The organism is Streptomyces sp. NPDC027672 (assembly GCF_055566335.1).
This window is the reverse complement of sequence record NZ_JBVHSO010000007.1, coordinates 177,173-196,131: the sequence shown is the minus strand read 5'-3', so window position 1 is coordinate 196,131 and position 18,959 is coordinate 177,173. Positions and strand designations below refer to the sequence as shown.

The 18,959-nt window shown below is 72.0% G+C and carries 17 protein-coding genes; 6 read left to right on the top strand and 11 right to left on the bottom strand.

Features of this window, described 5'->3' with window-relative positions:
• Positions 1 to 100 precede the first annotated feature (100 nt).
• On the top strand, positions 101 to 502 hold the full coding sequence (locus tag ACZ4SV_RS18915; RefSeq protein ID WP_468005585.1) for a response regulator: 402 nt from the start codon (positions 101 to 103) through the stop codon (positions 500 to 502).
• Between the two features lie 56 nt (positions 503 to 558).
• Here the strand turns inward: ACZ4SV_RS18915 and ACZ4SV_RS18910 are convergent, their stop codons facing one another.
• The 4 genes from ACZ4SV_RS18910 to ctaC form a co-directional block, all read right to left on the bottom strand.
• The gene (locus ACZ4SV_RS18910) at positions 559 to 1,821 is read right to left on the bottom strand and encodes a L,D-transpeptidase (protein WP_365876108.1); all 1,263 of its coding nucleotides are present in this window, start codon (positions 1,819 to 1,821) and stop codon (positions 559 to 561) included.
• A gap of 132 nt (positions 1,822 to 1,953) precedes the next feature.
• Positions 1,954 to 2,352, bottom strand: coding sequence for a cytochrome c oxidase subunit 4 (locus ACZ4SV_RS18905; protein WP_365941985.1), 399 nt, complete (start codon positions 2,350 to 2,352; stop codon positions 1,954 to 1,956).
• Positions 2,349 to 4,082 carry an aa3-type cytochrome oxidase subunit I gene (gene ctaD / locus ACZ4SV_RS18900; RefSeq protein ID WP_365882696.1) on the bottom strand — a complete coding sequence of 578 codons (1,734 nt, stop codon included), beginning with the start codon at positions 4,080 to 4,082 and terminating at the stop codon, positions 2,349 to 2,351. The genes ACZ4SV_RS18905 and ctaD overlap by 4 nt, the downstream gene beginning before the upstream one ends.
• The gene (gene ctaC / locus ACZ4SV_RS18895) at positions 4,079 to 5,038 is read right to left on the bottom strand and encodes an aa3-type cytochrome oxidase subunit II (RefSeq protein WP_365882698.1); all 960 of its coding nucleotides are present in this window, start codon (positions 5,036 to 5,038) and stop codon (positions 4,079 to 4,081) included. Before ctaC ends, ctaD begins: the two co-directional genes overlap by 4 nt.
• Positions 5,039 to 5,318: 280 nt before the next feature.
• Between ctaC and ACZ4SV_RS18890 the strand changes: the two genes are divergently transcribed.
• Positions 5,319 to 6,707, top strand: a complete 1,389-nt coding sequence (locus ACZ4SV_RS18890; RefSeq protein WP_468005582.1) for an aminotransferase class V-fold PLP-dependent enzyme — start codon at positions 5,319 to 5,321, stop codon at positions 6,705 to 6,707.
• Between the two features lie 45 nt (positions 6,708 to 6,752).
• On the opposite strand, the gene ACZ4SV_RS18885 is transcribed toward ACZ4SV_RS18890, so the two are convergent.
• A complete protein-coding gene (locus ACZ4SV_RS18885) occupies positions 6,753 to 7,727 on the bottom strand; it encodes a carbohydrate kinase family protein (RefSeq protein ID WP_468005580.1) in 975 nt (324 codons plus the stop codon).
• 130 nt (positions 7,728 to 7,857) lie between these two features.
• Here ACZ4SV_RS18885 and ACZ4SV_RS18880 point away from each other — a divergent pair, with 130 nt between their 5' ends.
• Positions 7,858 to 8,067 (top strand): hypothetical protein, encoded by a 210-nt coding sequence (locus ACZ4SV_RS18880; RefSeq protein ID WP_365882704.1) that lies wholly within the window; start codon positions 7,858 to 7,860, stop codon positions 8,065 to 8,067.
• A gap of 100 nt (positions 8,068 to 8,167) precedes the next feature.
• On the top strand, positions 8,168 to 9,757 hold the full coding sequence (locus tag ACZ4SV_RS18875) for a hypothetical protein (RefSeq protein ID WP_468005578.1): 1,590 nt from the start codon (positions 8,168 to 8,170) through the stop codon (positions 9,755 to 9,757).
• Between the two features lie 85 nt (positions 9,758 to 9,842).
• Here ACZ4SV_RS18875 and ACZ4SV_RS18870 read toward each other — a convergent pair whose 3' ends face one another.
• Positions 9,843 to 10,199, bottom strand: a complete 357-nt coding sequence (locus tag ACZ4SV_RS18870; RefSeq protein ID WP_023551351.1) for an iron-sulfur cluster assembly accessory protein — start codon at positions 10,197 to 10,199, stop codon at positions 9,843 to 9,845.
• Between the two features lie 263 nt (positions 10,200 to 10,462).
• Here ACZ4SV_RS18870 and nadA point away from each other — a divergent pair, with 263 nt between their 5' ends.
• The gene (gene nadA, locus ACZ4SV_RS18865; protein WP_397980512.1) at positions 10,463 to 11,647 is read left to right on the top strand and encodes a quinolinate synthase NadA; all 1,185 of its coding nucleotides are present in this window, start codon (positions 10,463 to 10,465) and stop codon (positions 11,645 to 11,647) included.
• 70 nt (positions 11,648 to 11,717) lie between these two features.
• Here nadA and ACZ4SV_RS18860 read toward each other — a convergent pair whose 3' ends face one another.
• The 5 genes from ACZ4SV_RS18860 to ACZ4SV_RS18840 all read right to left on the bottom strand — a co-directional run bounded on the left by ACZ4SV_RS18860 (position 11,718) and on the right by ACZ4SV_RS18840 (position 18,025).
• Positions 11,718 to 14,819 (bottom strand): efflux RND transporter permease subunit, encoded by a 3,102-nt coding sequence (locus ACZ4SV_RS18860; RefSeq protein ID WP_468005575.1) that lies wholly within the window; start codon positions 14,817 to 14,819, stop codon positions 11,718 to 11,720.
• Positions 14,820 to 14,977: 158 nt separating this feature from the next.
• A complete protein-coding gene (locus ACZ4SV_RS18855; protein ID WP_468005573.1) occupies positions 14,978 to 15,658 on the bottom strand; it encodes a response regulator in 681 nt (226 codons plus the stop codon).
• Complete coding sequence (locus tag ACZ4SV_RS18850) at positions 15,655 to 16,872, bottom strand: sensor histidine kinase (protein WP_468005571.1); 1,218 nt, start codon at positions 16,870 to 16,872, stop codon at positions 15,655 to 15,657. The genes ACZ4SV_RS18855 and ACZ4SV_RS18850 overlap by 4 nt, the downstream gene beginning before the upstream one ends.
• Before the next feature lie 56 nt (positions 16,873 to 16,928).
• Positions 16,929 to 17,207 carry a PspA-associated protein PspAA gene (gene pspAA / locus ACZ4SV_RS18845; protein WP_365878884.1) on the bottom strand — a complete coding sequence of 93 codons (279 nt, stop codon included), beginning with the start codon at positions 17,205 to 17,207 and terminating at the stop codon, positions 16,929 to 16,931.
• Positions 17,208 to 17,245: 38 nt separating this feature from the next.
• Positions 17,246 to 18,025, bottom strand: a complete 780-nt coding sequence (locus ACZ4SV_RS18840; RefSeq protein ID WP_365878882.1) for a PspA/IM30 family protein — start codon at positions 18,023 to 18,025, stop codon at positions 17,246 to 17,248.
• A 247-nt stretch (positions 18,026 to 18,272) separates the two neighbouring features.
• Here ACZ4SV_RS18840 and ACZ4SV_RS18835 point away from each other — a divergent pair, with 247 nt between their 5' ends.
• Positions 18,273 to 18,899: a DUF3043 domain-containing protein gene (locus ACZ4SV_RS18835; RefSeq protein ID WP_365878880.1), complete on the top strand. Its 627-nt coding sequence runs from the start codon at positions 18,273 to 18,275 to the stop codon at positions 18,897 to 18,899.
• The last annotated feature ends 60 nt before the right edge of the window (positions 18,900 to 18,959 follow it).

Below are 18,959 nucleotides of genomic sequence, written 5' to 3'. Positions count from 1 at the left end.
CCCCCGCCGAACCGGTGCTGACGTGGTGTTCAGGGGAGTAACATCCGCCCAGACGGCCCTGTCCGTCCCGTCCGTACGACGCCGACGTCCCGGAGGAACAATGCAGCCGACCGCCACGGTGCTGGTCTACAGCGACGACTCCAACACCCGCGAGCAAGTACGGCTGGCCGCCGGGCGCCGGCCCGCTCCGGACGTCCCGCCGGTGGAGTTCCTGGAGTGCGCGACGCCCGACGCGGTGCTGCGGGAGCTGGACCGGGGCGGCATCGACGTCTGCGTGCTGGACGGCGAGGCCGTGCCGATGGGCGGCATGGGCGTGTGCCGGCAGATCAAGGACGAGGTGTTCGACTGCCCGCCGGTGCTGCTGCTCATGGGCCGGCCGCAGGACGCCTGGCTGGCCACGTGGAGCCGCGCGGACGCCGCGGTGACCCTGCCGGTGGACCCGGTGGAGTTCGCCGCCTCGCTCGCCTCCCTGCTGCGGCGCAAGAGGCTGCTGAGCGCCTAGGAGCGCGGGGCACCGGGACCGCGTGCCGCACGCGGTCCCGTGCCCCTCCAGGGCGCTCACACGGCCGCTGGCCGCAGGCGCACGGTGTCCGCCGGGGCGGAGCCGTCCGGGGTCTTGCCCGTCAGGGCGCTGCCCGTGCGCCACTTGTTCCAGTCGACGTTCCAGTCGCCGAAGCCGTTGCCGAAGGGCTCCATGGGGTCGCCCTCGGAGTTGACGACCCGGACGACGTCGCCCGGCCGGATGTTGTCGTACAGCCACTCGGCGTTGGACGTGCTCATCCCGGTGCAGCCGTGGCTGACGTTCGCGTAGCCCTGGGAGCCCACGGACCAGGGCGCGGCGTGGACGTACTCGCCGGACCAGGTCACCCGGGTGGCGTAGTAGACCGGCAGGTCGTAGGAGTCCGAGCTGCCCTCGGCGATGCCGACGGTGCTCCCGCGCATCCGTACGAAGTACTGCTTCTCCAGGACCACCTTGACGCCGTTGCGGGTCTCGAAGCCCGGCTTGCCGGTGGTGACCGGGATCTGCTCGATCTCCCGGCCGTCCTTGTAGTAGGTGAGCTGGTGCGCGGCGGCGTCCGTGACCACCTCGACCCGGTCGCCGATGGTCAGCTTCAGCGGTGCGGACTTCCCGCCCCACAGCCGGTCGCCGATCCGGATGCCGTCCAGGTTGCTGTGCACCCGGACGGTGGCGTGGGCGGGCCAGTAGTCCTTGGGGCGGTAGTGGAGTTCCTTGTCGCTCACCCAGTACCAGGCGCCCGGCACGGCGGGCACGGACTCCACCCGCAGCGCCCGTTCCACCACGGCGCGCTGGGCCTTGTCCTTGATGCCCTGGTCGAGCTGGGCCGTGACGGGCTGGCCGACGCCGTAGGTGCCGTTGCCCGGTCCGAAGGTGACGCCCAGCCGTTTCCGGCCGGCGGGCTTGCTGGTGTCGAAGGCGAGGACCTTGCGGCCGGGTGCGCCGTCCTCGTCCTCGGTGCTCACCGTGACCGTGTAGCGGGCGCCGGCGGCCAGGGGGGAGGTGCTGTGCCAGCGGCTGCCGTCGGCGGCGAGTTCGCCCGTCACGAAGCGCCCGGTGGAGTCCCGGGCGACGACGTCCGTGATGCGGCCCTCACCGCTGTTGGCGGTGACCTCCAGGGGTTTGTCCGGGTCGACCCGTTTCCCGGTCTCGGTGGGGCCGTTGAAGGAGATCAGGTCCGCTGCGTCGTACGGCCTGGCCGACAGGGGGTTGCCGTCCGAACCGCAAGCGGTGACGCCCGCACCGAGGGCGGTCACCAGCAGGGTGCAGCCGACGACGCTGCGGGTCCGCGCAGTGTGGTTCATGTGATCACGCTATGAGATGACGGGACGACCGGCACGGCGGACAACGCATACGAGCGAACGTCGCTACGGCAAACGAAGGGAGCCCGGACCCTCCGTCAGGAAGGTCCGGGCTCCCGGTGCGTTCAGCGCGCCCTACTGGGTCCGGTTCTCACCGTGGTAGTACTCGAACACCCAGCCGAACAGGCCGATGACGATGAACGGCGCGGAGAAGTAGATCAGCCACCAGCCGACCGCGATGCTGAGGAAGGCGACCGCGCCGCCGAAGCCCAGCATGAGCGGCTGCCAGCTATGCGGGCTGAAGAAGCCCAGCTCGCCCGCGTCGTCCGCGACGTCGGCCTCCTTGTCGTCCTGGGCGCCCGCGTCGATCCGCCGGGCGGTGAAGCCCAGGTAGAAACCGATCATGACGGCCAGGCCGAAGGCCAGGAAGAGCGCCGTGGTACCGGCCGGCTCCTTCGACCACACGCCATACACGATGGCCATGATCAGGATGAAGACGCTCAGCCAGATGAACATCCGACCCTGGATCTTCACTTGCCGGCCTCCTTGCTGCCCGCGACGGCGGTGCCGTGACCGGCGTGCTCAAGCTGTTCGAGCGCGGCGATCTCGGGGTGGTGCAGGTCGAACGCCGGGGATTCGCTGCGGATCCGCGGCAGGGTGACGAAGTTGTGCCGGGGCGGCGGGCAGGACGTGGCCCACTCCAGCGAGCGGCCGTAGCCCCACGGGTCGTCCACGCCGACCGGCTTGCCGTACTTGGCCGTCTTCCACACGTTGTAGAGGAACGGCAGGATCGACAGGCCGAGCAGGAAGGAGCTGATGGTCGAGACCGTGTTCAGCGCGGTGAAGCCGTCGGCCGCCAGGTAGTCGGCGTACCGGCGCGGCATGCCCTCGGCGCCCAGCCAGTGCTGGACCAGGAAGGTGCCGTGGAAGCCGATGAACAGCGTCCAGAAGGTGATCTTGCCCAGGCGCTCGTCCAGCATCTTGCCGGTCCACTTCGGCCACCAGAAGTGGAAGCCGGAGAACATGGCGAAGACGACCGTGCCGAAGACCACGTAGTGGAAGTGGGCCACCACGAAGTACGAGTCCGAGACGTGGAAGTCCATCGGCGGCGAGGCCAGGATGACACCGGTCAGACCACCGAACGTGAAGGTGATCAGGAAGCCGGTCGCCCAGAGCATCGGCGTCTCGAAGGACAGCGAGCCCTTCCACATGGTGCCGATCCAGTTGAAGAACTTCACACCGGTCGGCACCGCGATCAGGAAGGTCATGAAGGAGAAGAACGGCAGCAGCACACCACCGGTGACGTACATGTGGTGGGCCCACACCGTCACGGACAGACCGGCGATCGCGATGGTCGCGGCGATCAGACCCATGTAGCCGAACATCGGCTTCCGGGAGAACACCGGGATGACCTCGGAGATGATGCCGAAGAACGGCAACGCGATGATGTACACCTCTGGATGGCCGAAGAACCAGAAGAGGTGTTGCCACAGCAAGGCGCCGCCGTTGGCGGCGTCGAAGACGTGGGCGCCGAACTTGCGGTCCGCCTCCAGGGCGAACAGCGCGGCGGCCAGCACCGGGAAGGCCAGCAGGACCAGCACACCGGTCAGCAGCACGTTCCACACGAAGATCGGCATGCGGAACATCGTCATGCCGGGCGCGCGCATGCAGATGATCGTGGTGATGAAGTTGACCGAGCCGAGGATCGTGCCGAAGCCGGAGAAGGCCAGACCCATGATCCACATGTCGGCGCCCACGCCCGGCGAGCGGACCGCGTCCGACAGCGGCGAGTAGGCGAACCAGCCGAAGTCGGCCGCGCCCTGCGGGGTGAGGAAGCCGCCGACCGCGATGAGCGAGCCGAACAGGTACAGCCAGTAGGCGAACATGTTCAGCCGCGGGAACGCCACGTCCGGCGCGCCGATCTGCAGCGGCATGATCCAGTTCGCGAAGCCGGCGAACAGCGGCGTCGCGAACATCAGCAGCATGATCGTGCCGTGCATCGTGAACGCCTGGTTGAACTGCTCGTTCGACATGAACTGCTCGCCCGGACGGGCCAGCTCGGCGCGCATCAGCAGCGCCATCACGCCGCCGATCAGGAAGAAGGCGAACGACGTCGCCAGGTACATCGTGCCGATCGTCTTGTGGTCGGTCGTCGTCAGCCACTTGACGACGACTTCGCCGCGGCGCTGGCGCCGGACCGGCAGCTCGTCCTCATAGTGGGACCCTGCTGCCGCGGCACCCTGGGGTTCGTTGAGGATGCTCACAGGATGTTCGACTCCCGGTTCTTCTCGTGCGGCGTCTGGTCGATGCCCGCGGGAATGTAACCGGTCTGCCCCTTCTTGACGAGGTCCTTGAGGTGCTGCTCGTAGCGCTCCGGGGAGACGACCTTCACGTTGAACAGCATCCGGGCGTGGTCGACGCCGCACAGCTCGGCGCACTTGCCACGGAAGGTGCCCTCCTTGTTGGGAGTCACCTGGAAGGCGTTCGGGTGGCCCGGGATGACGTCCTGCTTCATCAGGAACGGCAGCACCCAGAAGGAGTGGATGACGTCACGCGAGGTCAGGACGAAGCGGACCGTCTTGCCCTTGGGGAGCCAGAGGGTCGGCCCGGGGTTGCCGGTCTGCGGGTTCCGCGAGGCGGGCGTACCGACGTCGTAGACACCGCCGGCGTTCGCCGGGAAGTCCTTCTTGTACCGGTCCGGAACACCGGCCAGGTTCTTGTCGGTCTTGGCGTCGCCGGTGGACCCGGGGACGTCCGAGATGTAGTTGAAGCCCCAGCTCCACTGGAAGCCGACCACGTTGACCGTGACGTCGGGCTTCTTGGACATGTCGAGGAGCTTCGACTCGTCCCGGGCCGTGAAGTAGAAGAGCACCGAGATGATGATGATCGGGACCACCGTGTAGAGGGCCTCGATCGGCATGTTGTACCGCGTCTGCGGAGGTACTTCGACCTTCGTGCGGCTGCGCCGGTGGAAGAAAGCACTCCACAGGATCAGGCCCCACACCAGCACGCCGACGGCGAGCGCGGCAGCCCAGGAGCCCTGCCATAGGGAGAGGATCCGCGGAGCCTCTTCCGTGGTCGGGGTGGGCATGCCAAGGCGGGGGAAGTCCTTGTATGTGCAACCGGTTGCGGTCGCCAGGACCAGGCCCGCGGTCAGTGCCTGCAGCAGCTTCCGCCGCATCGGGCGCCGCGGCGAGCGGTCGGAGCCGTTGGGACTCACGTAGCGCCTTCCCGAGAGTCTCGCCCGCGCGGTCGGCTGCGGCCTTCTCGCTGGTCGGTCGCCGCCCTGCGTCGGGCAGGGGTTTGGATGTTTATGCGGACCAAACCCTAGCCCACCCTCTCCGAGGGTTCGCGGGGAGGGGTGCCTACTGGGTGGGGTGGTTCGCTGGATTGGCGGCTGCGGGTACGTCAGCGCTGGTCGCACTCCACGCCGCGGCCGTCAACGCGACCGTTTCACGCCTGCGGACGGACCGCCTCCGCCGGGGTCTTAACGTTGCCGTATGGCCTACTTCGACGCAGCCTCCGCCACCCCTCTCCACCCCGTCGCCCGCCAGGCGCTGTCGGCCTCCCTGGACGAGGGATGGGCGGATCCCGCGCGGCTGTACCGGGAGGGGCGCAGGGCGCGGATGCTGCTGGACGCCGCGCGCGAGGCCGCCGCCGAGGCCGTCGGGTGCCGGGCCGACGAGCTGGTCTTCACCCCGTCCGGCACCCGGGCCGTGCACACCGGGATCGCGGGGGCGCTGGCCGGGCGGCGCCGGACCGGACGCCACCTGATCGTGTCAGCGGTCGAACACTCCTCCGTCCTCCATGCGGCCGAGGAGTTCGAGGCGGAGGGCGGGAGCGTCACCCGGGTGGCCGTCAACCGGGCGGGAGCCGTCACCCCTTCGGCGTACGAGGCGGCGCTCCGGGCGGACACCGCGCTGGCCTGCCTGCAGTCGGCCAACCACGAGGTGGGCACCGTGCAGCCGGTGGCCCGGGTGGCCGAGGTGTGCCGGGCCGCCGGGGTGCCGCTGCTGGTGGACGCGGCGCAGTCGCTGGGCTGGGGGCCGGTCGAGGGCGACTGGTCGCTGCTCGCGGCCAGCGCGCACAAGTGGGGCGGGCCGGCCGGGGTCGGACTGCTCGTCGTGCGCAAGGGAGTGCGGTTCGCCGCGCGGGGGCCGGTGGACGAACGGGAGTCGGGCCGGGCGCCCGGGTTCGAGAACATCCCGGCGATCGTGGCGGCCGTGGCCTCGCTGCGCGCGGTGCGGGCCGAGGCGGCCCAGGAGGCGGTACGGCTGCGGGAGCTGACGGAGCGGATCCGCACCCGGGTGCCGCGGCTGGTGCCGGACACGGAGGTGGTCGGCGACGCCGGGCACCGGCTGCCCGGGATCGTCACCTTCTCCTGCCTCTACGTCGACGGCGAGGCGCTGCTGCACGAGCTGGACCGGGCCGGCTTCGCGGTCTCCTCCGGCTCCTCCTGCACGAGCGGCACGCTGACACCCAGCCATGTGCTGAAGGCGATGGGCGTGCTGAGCGAGGGCAACGTCCGGGTGTCCCTGCCAGCGGGGACGGCCGAGGCGGACGTGGAGCGGTTCCTGCGGGTGCTGCCGGAAGCCGTGGCCGGGGTGCGGGAGAAGCTGGGCACCCCGGCCCCGGTCACCCAGGCGGGTCCGGGGGCGGGCCGGGAGGACCTGGTGGTCGACTCCCTCGGCAAGCGCTGCCCGATCCCGGTCATCGAACTGGCGAAGGTGATCGGCGACGTGCCGGTGGGCGGCACGGTCCGCGTCCTGTCCGACGACGAGGCGGCCCGCCTGGACATCCCGGCGTGGTGCGAGATGCGGGGCCAGGAGTACGTGGGCGAGGAGCCGGCGGACCGCGGCACGGCGTACGTGGTCCGCAGGGCGGGCTGAGACGCCCCCCGGGCCGGGGCCGCGGGAGGCGCCTCCGCGGGGACCTCAGCCGAGGTGGGCGCGGACTTCCCGGCCGGCGTCCTCGCCGTACGCCTTCACGAACCGCTCCATGAAGTGGGCCCGCCGTAGCTGGTACTCCTGCGTCCCCACGGTCTCGATGACCAGCGTCGCGAGCATGCAGCCGATCTGCGCCGCCCGCTCCAGCGGGACGCCCCAGGCCAGCCCGGACAGGAAGCCCGCGCGGAAGGCGTCGCCGACGCCCGTGGGGTCGGCCTTGCGCTCCTCCTCCGGGCAGCCGACCTCGATCGGGTCCTCGCCGGAGCGCTCGACGCGTACGCCGCGCGAGCCGAGCGTGGTGATCCGGTGGCCGACCTTGGACAGGATCTCCGTGTCGCTCCAGCCGGTCTTGGACTCGATGAGCCCCTTCTCGTACTCGTTGGAGAACAGGTAGGTCGCGCCGTCCAGCAGTGTCCGGATCTCCTCGCCCTCCATCCGGGCGATCTGCTGGGAGAAGTCGGCGGCGAACGGGATGTTCCGGGAGCGGCACTCCTCCGTGTGGCGGAGCATCGCCTCGGGGTCGTCGGCGCCGATGAGGACCAGGTCGAGGCCGCCGACGCGGTCCGCCACGGTCTTCAGCTCGATCAGCCGGGCCTCGCTCATCGCGCCGGTGTAGAAGGAGCCGATCTGGTTGTGGTCGGCGTCGGTGGTGCACACGAACCGGGCGGTGTGCAGGGTCTCGGAGATGCGGACCGACTCGGTGTCCACACCGTGCCGGTCGAGCCAGGCGCGGTAGTCGTCGAAGTCGGGGCCGGCGGCGCCGACCAGGACCGGCCGGGTGCCGAGCTGGCCCATGCCGAAGGCGATGTTGGCTCCGACGCCGCCGCGGCGCACGTCGAGGTTGTCGACCAGGAAGGAGAGCGAGACCGTGTGCAGCTGGTCCGCGACGAGCTGGTCGGCGAAACGGCCGGGGAAGGTCATGAGGTGGTCGGTGGCGATGGAGCCGGTGACTGCGATGCGCACGACGGGGACTCTCCTGCGGGAGACGGCGTTGACAGTTCACGCTACCCGGTCGGCCGCCGCCGCTGAAGTTGACGAAACTACCCGATAGTAGATCTTTCTCCGCGGTCCGCGGCGTGCGTACGGTGCGGTCATGACGAACCCCAAGGCCCTTCCCTCCGCGCCGGCCGAGTCCGGCGGCGGCCTCGCCTCGCTGCGCGGCGACTGCGCCCGCATGGCCCCGCACTGGGCGGTACCGGAGCGGGCCGAGCCCGGTCCGGTGTCCCCGTCCCGCATCCACGGGGTCAGCGTGCCGGCGCGGTCGGCCCGGCTGCTGGACGCGATGTCGGACTACGGCGACTGACCCGCCGGGCGCGTGCCCGGGAACCGCGCGCTCCTCTCCCGCGTCCCATCACCGTCCCCGCGCGGGGACGGCCGGACCCGACCCAGCGAGGAGCGATGCGGTGAACACCGAGCAGCCCGAGGACCCCGGCGACGCGGCGGTTCCGAAGGCATCCGAGGCATCAGAGGCGTCCGAGACACACGGCGTAGACGAGGCAGCCGGGACGACCGGGGCGGCGAAGGCGTCCGGACAGGGTGCGGCGGCGGCCGCGGCCGGGCAGCGGGTCACCGCGGACGGCGGACGCGCGGCCGGGCGGCGGCGGTCGCCCGCCGCCGTCGCCTGCGCCGTCGCGGCCGTCCTGCTGGCCGGGGGCGGCGGCGCCTGCCTGGCGGCGGGCGGCGGACCGGGCGGCCAGGGCGGGAGCGCCCCGGCCGCGTCCGGCCACGGCACTCCCCCGCCGCTCGCGCTGGACGGCCCGGCCGCGGACGGCGACGGCGGTATCGCGCCGGGCGAGCCGGACCCGTCCGGCGTCCGGTACGTGGCCGCGGGCGAGCTGCCGGCCGGGCCCGGTACGGCGGCGGTCTACGCGCCGGCGGGCGAGGTCGGCCGGGAGCGCGTGGTCCGGCTGGCGAAGGCGCTCGGCCTGGACGGGGCGCCGGTGGCCGAGGGGCGGAGCTGGCGGGTGGGCGGCCAGGACGGCTCCGGGCCGCGTCTGACGGTGGACCGGGACGCGCCGGGGAACTGGTCGTACAGCCGGTACGCGCCGGGCACCGACGACTGCCGCAAGGTGACCGTGTGCGCCCCGGACCCGGGCCGCCCGGCCGGTGCCCCGGTGAGCGCGGCCGACGCCGAGGCGGCGGCGGCGCCGGTGCTGGCGGCGGCGGGGCTGGGCGGCGCGCGGACCGACGCGAGCCGGGTCCAGGGTGCCCAGCGGGTGGTCGACGCGGACCCGGTGGTGGGCGGACTGCCCACGTACGGCTGGACGACCGGCCTGACCGTCGGCCGCACGGGTGAACTGGTCGGCGGGCACGGGCGGTTGAGCGCGCCGGTGAAGGGCGCCGTCTATCCCGTGCTGGGCGCCGCGAAGACGCTGGAGCTGCTGAACGGCAAGGCGCGGGACGGGCACCGGATGGGAACCGGCGGGTGCGCGAGCCCGGTGCCTTTGAAGGACCGGCTGGAGCAGCCGTGCGGGGCGTCCACGGGGGCGCCTGAGCGGCCGGCCGGCGGTGGCACGGCCACGGTGGACCAGGCGGTGTTCGGGCTGGCCGCGCGGTCGGCCGGCGGGCGGCCGGCGCTGGTGCCGTCCTGGCTGTTCCGGGTGCGCGGGTCCGGGGCGGACGGCGCGTTCACGGTGACGTATCCGGCGGTCGTCCCGGAGTACCTCGCCCCGCCGCCCACGTCCGGCAAGAGCCGGAGCGTGCCGGTGACCTCGTACACGGCCGACGGGCGGACCCTGCGGGTGCGCTTCTTCGGCGGGGTGTGCGCCGACTACGACGCGTCGGCGCGGGAGAGCGGCGACCGGGTGACGGTGACGGTCACCGAGCGGCCCTGGCCGGACCGGGTGTGCGTACTGATCGCCAAGGAGTACGTGCGGACGGTGACGCTCGCCGCCCCGCCGGCCGGGCGGGCGGTGGTCGGCACGGACGGCAGGGCGATCCCGCAGGCTTCCCCGGGCGCGCTCCGCCCGGCCGTACCGGCGACGCCGCGCTGACCGGTGCCACCGCGCCGGCCGGCGCGCGACGCGAAGGCGGCGGCCCCCCGAGGGGGGCCGCCGCCTTCTTCGGTCGGATCGCGGCTCAGCTGAAGGAGTCGCCGCAGGCGCAGGAGCCCGTCGCGTTCGGGTTGTCGATCGTGAAGCCCTGCTTCTCGATCGTGTCCACGAAGTCGACGGTGGCGCCGCCGAGGTACGGGGCGCTCATCCGGTCCGTGACGACCTTGACCCCGCCGAAGTCCTTCTCCACGTCGCCGTCGAGCGAGCGCTCGTCGAAGAAGAGCTGGTAGCGCAGGCCGGAGCAGCCGCCGGGCTGGACGGCGACGCGCAGCGCGAGGTCGTCGCGGCCTTCCTGGTCGAGCAGGGCCTTGACCTTGGCCGCCGCGGCGTCGGTCAGGATGATGCCGTCGGTGACGGTGGTGGTCTCGTCCGATACGGACATCTACATCTCTCCCGGGTTGTACGGAGACTGCTTGCCGACGAGTGCAACCGGCGATTCCGCGGATTCATTCCGGGCCGGGCATTCGCGTTGTCGCGTTTTCACTTCCCTCCTCATGCTCGCACACGGCCCGTCGGGCGGACAGCGGCCCGGAGCGGAGGCCGGGGGGATTCACGTCACATCGACGCTATCGCCATCGTCAAAGTGACGTGAACCAGCTATGATAGATAGCGTCAGTTAGACGAAAAGTAGAAAGGGTGCGTGCCGTGACCACCGCCCAGACCCCGGAACTCGACGTGCAGCCGAGCCCGCTCGCCCTGCTGCTGCTCGGCCGCGAGGCCGACCCGAAGAGCGAGCGGGGCGTCGAGTGCCCCGGTGACCTGCCGTCGCCCTCCGACCCCGGGCTGGTCGAGCGCGCCCGCGCCGCCAAGGCCAAGCTGGGTGACAAGGTCTTCGTGCTCGGCCACCACTACCAGCGCGACGAGGTCATCCAGTTCGCCGACGTCACGGGCGACTCCTTCAAGCTGGCCCGGGACGCCGCCGCCCGCCCGGAGGCCGAGTACATCGTCTTCTGCGGTGTGCACTTCATGGCCGAGTCGGCGGACATCCTGACCTCCGACGACCAGAAGGTGGTCCTGCCCGACCTCGCCGCCGGCTGCTCCATGGCCGACATGGCGACCGCCGAGCAGGTCGCCGAGTGCTGGGACGTGCTGACCGAGGCCGGCGTGGCCGAGCAGGTGGTGCCGGTCTCGTACATGAACTCCTCCGCCGACATCAAGGCGTTCACCGGCAAGCACGGCGGCACCATCTGCACCTCCTCCAACGCCCGGCGCGCCCTGGACTGGGCCTTCGAGCAGGGGGAGAAGGTCCTGTTCCTGCCGGACCAGCACCTGGGCCGCAACACCGCCGTCCGCGACATGGGCATGTCCCTGGACGACTGCGTGGTCTACAACCCGCACAAGCCGGACGGCGGCCTGACCGCGGACGAGCTGCGCGCCGCCAAGATGATCCTGTGGCGCGGCCACTGCTCCGTGCACGGCCGGTTCAGCCTGGAGTCGGTCCAGGACGTGCGCGAGCGCGTCCCGGGGGTGAACGTGCTGGTGCACCCCGAGTGCCGGCACGAGGTCGTCGCCGCGGCGGACTACGTCGGCTCGACCGAGTACATCATCAAGACCCTCGAAGCCGCCCCGGCCGGCTCCAAGTGGGCCATCGGCACGGAGCTGAACCTGGTGCGCCGGCTGGCGAACCGTTTCGCGCCCGAGGACAAGGAGATCGTCTTCCTCGACCGGACGGTCTGCTTCTGCTCGACCATGAACCGCATCGACCTGCCCCACCTGGTCTGGGCCCTGGAGTCCCTCGCCGAGGGCACCCTGGTCAACCGGATCGAGGTCGACAAGGAGACGGAGGCGTTCGCCAAGCTGGCGCTGGAGCGGATGCTGGCGCTGCCGTAACGGACGCACAAGGGCCGGGCCTCGCAAGGAGACCCGGCCCTTTTCCGTACCCGTCACACCCCGGCGGGGATCACACCCCGGCGGGCTCCGGCGTCTTCTCCGCCGCCGGCCGCCGCTTCGCCGCGCGCTTCTTCGCCCGGCGCTCCTTGCGCAGCTCCAGCATGGCGTAGAGCGTCGGCACCAGGAGCAGGGTCAGCAGGGTCGAGGTGATCAGGCCGCCGATGACCACCACGGCCAGCGGCTGGGCGATGAAGCCGCCCTCGCCGGTGACGCCCAGGGCCATCGGGAGCAGCGCGAAGATGGTCGCCAGCGCGGTCATCAGGATCGGGCGGAGCCGGTGCCGGCCGCCCTCGATCACGGCCTCCACCACGCCGTACCCCTGTGCGCGGTACTGGTTGATCAGGTCGATCAGCACGATCGCGTTGGTCACCACGATGCCGATCAGCATCAGCATGCCGATCATCGCGGGCACGCCCATCGGGGTGCCGGTGGCCACCAGCAGACCGATCGCGCCGGTCGCCGCGAACGGGACGGAGACCAGCAGGATCAGCGGCTGGGCGAGCGAGCGGAAGGTCGCCACCAGCAGCATGAAGACGATCGCGATCGCCGCGAGCATGGCCAGGCCCAGGTTCTTGAACGCGTCGTCCTGGTCGGAGCTGACACCGCCGATCTCGGCCGTGGCGCCCGCCGGCAGCTTCAGGTCCTTGATCTTCGACTGCAGCTTGGTGCTGATCGCGCCCGTGTTGTCGCCCGTCGGCCGGGCCGTGACGGTGGCCGCGCGCTGCCCGTCGATACGGGTCATGGACACCGGGCCGTCCACCAGCTTCACCGTGGCGACGTCGCTCAGCCGCACCGGGCCGAGGGGCAGCTTGCGGAGCTGGGCCAGCGTGGTCGCGGGCTTCGCCGACCGGACGACGACGTCCCGCTCGGTGTCGTCCAGGACCGCCTTGGCCGCCGTCGTGCCGCGCACCGCCTGCGCCACCGCGGCGCCCAGCTTCTGCTCGTCGAACCCGGCCGCCGCCGCGGCGGGCTTCGCCTTCACCGAGATCCGCGGCACGCTCTGGGCGAGGTCGCTGGTGACGTCGGTGACGTGGTCGAGGCCGGCGACCGTGGAGCGGACCTGCTCCGCCGCGGTGCGCAGCGCCTTGGCATCGGACGCCTTCACCACCACGCTCAGGTCCTGGCTGCCGAAGCCGTCACCGGCCGACACGGTGGTCGTCCCGATGCCGTCCAGCTTCTTCAGCCCGTCCTCGAGGTGCCGCTGCACCTCGTCGTAGGAGGCCGAGTCCTCCAGCATCACCTGGTACGACGCCTGGTTGGTGTCGGTGCCGCCGCCGAAGGCCGCCATGAAACCGGAGGAGCCGACGGTGACCTGGTAGTCCTTGACGCCGTCGGTGGCGGCGAGCAGCTTCTCCACCCGCCGGGCCTGCGCGTCGGTGGCGGCGAGGCCGGTGCCGGGCTTCAGCTTCTGCTTGACGGTGAGGACCTGCTGCTCGCCCTGGTCGAAGAAGTTCGTCTTCAGCAGGCCGGACATGCCGAAGGTGACGACCAGGACGACGATCGCGATGAGCACGCTGGTGAGGCGGCGGCGCGTGGCGAACCGCAGGACCGGGACGTAGGCGCGCTGGAGCCGGCTGTTCGCCTCCTTCTCCTCGGCCTCGCGGCGGGCCTGGGCCGCGTCCGCGGGCGTGCCCTTCGGGGCGCGCAGGAACCAGTACGACAGGACCGGCACGACCGTCAGCGAGACCACCAGGGAGGCCAGCAGGGCCGCCGTCACGGTGATGCTGAACGAGCCGAACAGCGCGCCCACCATGCCGCCGACCAGGCCGATCGGCAGGAACACGGCGACGGTGGTGAGGGTGGAGGAGGTGACCGCGCCCGCCACCTCGCGGACCGCGGTGAGGATGGCCTCCTTGCGCTCCTCGCCGTAGCCGAGGTGCCGCTTGATGTTCTCCAGGACCACGATCGAGTCGTCCACCACCCGGCCGACGGCGATGGTCAGCGCGCCCAGCGTCAGCATGTTCAGCGACAGGCCGCGGGTCCACAGCACGAGCAGGGCGAGGACCACGGACAGCGGGATGGACACCGCCGTGACCAGGGTCGAGCGGACCGACGCCAGGAAGAGCAGGATCACCAGGACCGCGAAGAGCAGACCGAGCGCGCCCTCCGTGGTCAGGCCCTTGATGGACTTGGACACGGCCGGGCCCTGGTCGCTGACGACCGTGAGCTTCGCGCCCGCGCCGAGGTCCGCGCGCAGCCCGGGCAGCTTGTCGTGGACCGCGTCGGATATGGAGACCGCGCTGCCCTCGTGGTCCATGGTGACGTTGACGGCGAGGCTGGGCCGGCCGTCGGTGCGGGTGAGGGAGTCGGCCGGGGCCGGCCGCTTGGCGACGGCGGCCACGTCACCGAGGCGCACGGGCTTCTTCCCGTCCGCGCCGGCGATCCGCAGGTCCTCGATCTGCCGCAGTGAGGTGAAGCCGCCGCCGACCTGGACGGTGCGCCCCACGCCGTCCTCGTCGAAGGAGCCGGCCGGGACGGTGGCGCCGCCCGCCTGGAGGGCCTGGGCGAGGGCGGCCGGGGTGAGCCCGGCCCGCGCCAGCTTCGCGTCGTCCGGGGTGACGGTGACCTGGAGGTCGCGTACGCCCGTGACCTGGACGCGGCCGACGCCGTCGATGTCCTTCAGGGCCGGTACGACCGTCGTGTCGAGCTGGTCGGCGAGCGCCTGCTGGTCCTTGCCGGAGGTGACGGCCAGGACCACGGTCGGCATGTCGTCGGTGGAGCCGGAGACGACCTGCGGGTCGACGTCGTCCGGGAGCTGGTTGCGGGCCCGGTTCACGGCCTGCTGGACGTCGGAGATGATCCGCTTGGTGTCGTTGCCGTAGTCGAAGGACGCCATGATCACGGCGTTGCCCTCGCTCGCCGTGGAGGTGACGCCGGTGACGCCGTCGACGCCCTGGAGGTTGTCCTCGATGGGCTCGACGACCTGCTTCTCGACCACGTCGGGCGAGGCGCCCTGGTACGGCGCGATCACCGACACCATGGGCAGTTCGATGGTGGGCAGCAACTGCTGCTTGATCTGGGGTATCGCGATCAGCCCGAAGGCGAGCACGATCAGCGACACGAGCCCGACGAGGGCGCGCTGCGCGAGGCTGAACCGGGACAGCCAGGACATGGGTCAGGGTCTCTCTTCTGGGAGCGGCAGAAGCGGCGGGGGGCGCGGGCGGACGCCCACTGCACCACCTTGGGCCATGCCGAGGGCCCGTTCCGTAGGCCCCAGGTCCCGTTCCGGTGCCGGGCCCCTACTCCGCGCGCAGTACACGCGGGTGGAGGTCAGTCCCTCCTCGGACGGACCAGCCCCGACTCGTACGCGATCACGACGAGCTGTGCCCGGTCCCGGGCGCCCAGCTTGGCCATGGCCCGGTTGACGTGCGTCTTCACCGTCAGCGGGCTGACCGCCAGGCGCTCGGCGATCTCGTCGTTGGACAGACCGCCGGCGACCTGGACGAGGACCTCCCGCTCCCGGCCGGTGAGCGCGCCCAGCCGCTCGGCGCGGGCCGGGCCGGAGCCGTCGCCGTCGTCCGCGCGGGCGAGGAAGCGGGCGATCAGGCCCTTGGTGGCGGCCGGGGACAGCAGGGCCTCGCCGCCGGCCGCGATCCGGATGGCGTTCAGCAGCTCCTCCGGTTCGCTGCCCTTGCCTAGGAAGCCGGAGGCGCCGGCGCGCAGCGCCCGCACCACGTAGTCGTCCACCTCGAAGGTGGTCAGGATGACCACGCGGACCTGGGCCAGGGCGGGGTCGTCGCTGATCATCCGGGTGGCGGCGAGCCCGTCGGTGCCGGGCATCCGGATGTCCATCAGGACCACGTCGGCGGCCTGTTCCCGGGCCAGCCGGACCGCCTCCGCGCCGTCGGACGCCTCGCCCACCACCTCCATGTCGGGCTCGGAGTCGACCAGCACCCGGAACGCGCTGCGCAGCAGGGCCTGGTCGTCGGCGAGCAGGACACGGATGGTCATACGGGCTCCCCTGGGGCCGGCGGCGTCTTGACGGGCAGGATCGCATGGACGCGGAAACCGCCGCCGTAGCGGGGTCCGGTGGTCAGGGTGCCGCCCAGGGCGCCGACCCGCTCGCGCATGCCGAGCAGCCCGTGCCCGCCGCCGGCCTCGGGCACCCCGGGCGTTCCGGAGCCGTCGTCCAGCACGGTGACCTCCAGCGCGGGGCCGACGCGTACGACGCTGACCTCGGCCCGGGCGCCGGGTCCCGCGTGCTTCTGCACGTTCGTCAGCGCCTCCTGCACGATCCGGTAGGCGGCCAGGTCGACGGCGGCGGGCAGCTCGCCGCCCTGGCCGGCGCCGGCCACCTCCACCGGGAGGCCGGCGCTGCGGAAGGTGGCCGCGAGGTCCGGCAGCCGGCTCAGGCCGGGGGCGGGCTCGGTGGGGGCCTCCGGGTCGCCGGACTGGCGCAGCAGGCCGACGGTGGCGCGCAGCTCCTCCAGCGCGCTGCGGCTGGCCTCGCGGACATGGGCCAGGGCCTGTTTGGCCTGGTCGGGCCGCTTGTCCATGACGTGGGCGGCGACCCCGGCCTGGACGTTGACCAGGGCGATGTGGTGGGCGACGACGTCGTGCAGGTCACGGGCGATGCGCAGCCGTTCCTCGGCGACCCGGCGGCGGGCCTCCTCCTCGCGGGTGCGTTCGGCGCGTTCGGCGCGGTCCCGGATGGCCTGGACGACCGCGCGGCGGCTGCGCACGGCGTCGCCCGCGGTGGCGCCGATGCCGGTCCAGGCGAGGACGCCGAGGTTCTCCTGGGCGTACCAGGGCAGCGGGCCGGCGAGCATGGCGGCGGCCGTCAGCACGGTCATGGTGAGCAGGCCGAGGCGCCAGGTGGTGGGGCGGTCGGTGGTCGCGGCGACGGTGTACAAGGCGACGACGGCGGACATCGCGACCGGGGCGCGCGGGTCGCCGGTGACGCACTCGACCACGGAGACCGTGCCGGTGAACGCGAGGACCGTGCGGGGCGCGCGGCGGCGGAAGACGAGCGCCGCGGCGCCGGCCGGCATGAGCAGCAGGCTGAGGACGTCCGGAGTGTGCACGCCCCAGGTCACGCCGTGCCCGTCGCGCGGCACCGCGAAGGAGCCGGCGACCATGCAGACGAGGACGGCCGCGGCCAGGGCCGCGTCCAGGGCCAGCGGGTGGGCCTTGAGGCCGCACCGGGCGCGGTCGAGAGTGCTCACGGGGGAACAGTACGGCGCCCTTCGCGCACCGGTCCCCGGACCGGGACCTGGGCCGGTCAGCCCGGGATGAGGCCGTCGTCGCCGAGGAGGGAGCGGACCTCCTCCAGGGTGGCGTCCGGGGACGGCAGGATCAGTTCGGAGGGCTCCAGCGCGTCGTCGGGCAGCGGCGTGCCGGAGCGGCGGACGGCGTCCAGCAGCGCGGCGAGCGTGCGGCGGAACCCCTCGCCGTCACCGCTCTCCACCTCGGCCAGCAGCTCGTCGTCCAGCCTGTTCAGCTCGGCGAGGTGGGCGTCGTCCAGCCTCACCTGGCCCTCCCCCATGATCCGTACGATCACGTCGGCCTCCATCGGCTCGGACCCCGGCGTCGGACCGGTTACTGCTTGTCGAAGCGCGGGGTGTCCTGCGGCTGCTGCTGGGACTGCCCCTGACCGGTGCCGCCCTCGAGAGCCTGCTGCGGGGAGCCCCCGGCCAGCTCGGCCTTCATGCGCTGCAGTTCCAGCTCTACATCCGTACCACCGGAGAGCCGGTCCAGCTCGGCCTGGATGTCGTCCTTCTGCATCCCGGACTGGTCGTCCAGGGCACCCGAGGCGAGCAGTTCGTCGATGGCGCCGGCCCGGGCCTGGAGCTGGGCGGTCTTGTCCTCGGCGCGCTGGATGGCGAGGCCCACGTCGCCCATCTCCTCGGAGATGCCGGAGAACGCCTCGCCGATGCGGGTCTGGGCCTGGGCCGCGGTGTAGGTGGCCTTGATGGTCTCCTTCTTGGTGCGGAAGGCGTCCACCTTGGCCTGGAGGCGCTGGGCCGCCAGGGTGAGCTTCTCCTCCTCGCCCTGGAGGGTGGCGTGCTGCGACTCCAGGTCCGTGACCTGCTGCTGGAGGGCGGCCCTGCGGGACAGCGCCTCGCGGGCCAGATCCTCCCGGCCGAGCGCGAGCGCCTTGCGGCCCTGGTCCTCCAGCTTGCCGGACTGCTGCTGGAGCTGGTTGAGCTGGAGCTCCAGGCGCTTGCGGCTGGTCGCCACGTCGGCGACGCCGCGCCGCACCTTCTGCAGCAGCTCGATCTGCTTCTGGTAGGAGTAATCGAGGGTCTCGCGCGGGTCCTCGGCCCGGTCAAGGGCCTTGTTCGCCTTCGCGCGGAAGATCATCCCCATACGCTTCATGACACCGCTCATGGGCTTCGCGCGCCCCCTTCTGACGGACTCCAGCTCACCGAACCTGCGACAAGACCCACAGTACGGGCCCTGTCTCCATTACCGCACTGTTCGCGGGGTGATGCGCTCCTCCCCGAGGACGACCGCGGACCGTCCCGCTCCGGCGCGAGGAGTAGGTGATCCCACCCCGATCTCCTCCCTCCGTCCCCTACAGACGCCCGGTGTTGCCGGATCGTTCCCCGCGGGGCTGGGGTCCATGCCGGTGCAGCCCTTACCCTTGGGTTTTGTGTTCCGTAGCCGTGCCAAGGAAGAGAAGGCCCCCGCCGACAAGGCGCCGGTGACCGACTCCAAGCAGCCCCGCGACCCGCAGGCCCCCAAGGGCCGGCCCACGCCCAAGCGCAGTGAGGCCCGGCCCCAGCGCCGCAGCGTCGCCTCCACGCCGACGAACCGCAAGGAGGCAGCACAGCGCCGGCGCGAGGAACGGCGGCAAGCCCTGGAGCGGCAGCGCCAGTCCCTCGCCAGCGGCGACGAGCGTTATCTGCCCGCCCGGGACAAGGGCCCGGTCCGCCGCTTCGCCCGGGACTGGGTGGACTCCCGGTTCAACGTGGCGGAGTTCTTCCTGCCGCTCGCCGTGGTCATCCTGGTGCTGAGCGTGGTGCGGGTGCCCTCCATCCAGAGCGTGGCGCTGCTGCTGTGGCTGATCGTGATCGTGCTGATCGTGCTGGACGCGGCGGTGAGCGGCTTCCGGCTGCGCAAGCGGCTCGCGGAGCGCTTCCCGGACCAGAACACCCGCGGCGCGGTGGCCTACGCGCTGATGCGCTCGCTCCAGATGCGCCGGCTCCGGCTGCCGAAGCCGCAGGTCAAGCGCGGAGAGCGGCCCTGAGCGCAGAGGCTGTCACCGGGGGCGCGGCCGACGCCCGGCCGGACGGGCCGGGCGGCCTGC

Excerpts from the sequence above, each read along its gene's own strand:
- ACZ4SV_RS18915 (WP_468005585.1), top strand. The coding sequence starts at position 101 with ATGCAGCCGACCGCCACGGTGCTGGTCTACAGCGACGACTCCAACACC.
- ACZ4SV_RS18840 (WP_365878882.1), bottom strand. The coding sequence starts at position 18,025 with ATGAAGCGTATGGGGATGATCTTCCGCGCGAAGGCGAACAAGGCCCTT.
- ACZ4SV_RS18860 (WP_468005575.1), bottom strand. The coding sequence starts at position 14,819 with ATGTCCTGGCTGTCCCGGTTCAGCCTCGCGCAGCGCGCCCTCGTCGGG.
- ACZ4SV_RS18910 (WP_365876108.1), bottom strand. The coding sequence starts at position 1,821 with ATGAACCACACTGCGCGGACCCGCAGCGTCGTCGGCTGCACCCTGCTG.
- ACZ4SV_RS18855 (WP_468005573.1), bottom strand. The coding sequence starts at position 15,658 with ATGACCATCCGTGTCCTGCTCGCCGACGACCAGGCCCTGCTGCGCAGC.
- ACZ4SV_RS18880 (WP_365882704.1), top strand. The coding sequence starts at position 7,858 with ATGACGAACCCCAAGGCCCTTCCCTCCGCGCCGGCCGAGTCCGGCGGC.
- ACZ4SV_RS18870 (WP_023551351.1), bottom strand. The coding sequence starts at position 10,199 with ATGTCCGTATCGGACGAGACCACCACCGTCACCGACGGCATCATCCTG.
- ACZ4SV_RS18890 (WP_468005582.1), top strand. The coding sequence starts at position 5,319 with ATGGCCTACTTCGACGCAGCCTCCGCCACCCCTCTCCACCCCGTCGCC.
- ACZ4SV_RS18835 (WP_365878880.1), top strand. The coding sequence starts at position 18,273 with ATGCCGGTGCAGCCCTTACCCTTGGGTTTTGTGTTCCGTAGCCGTGCC.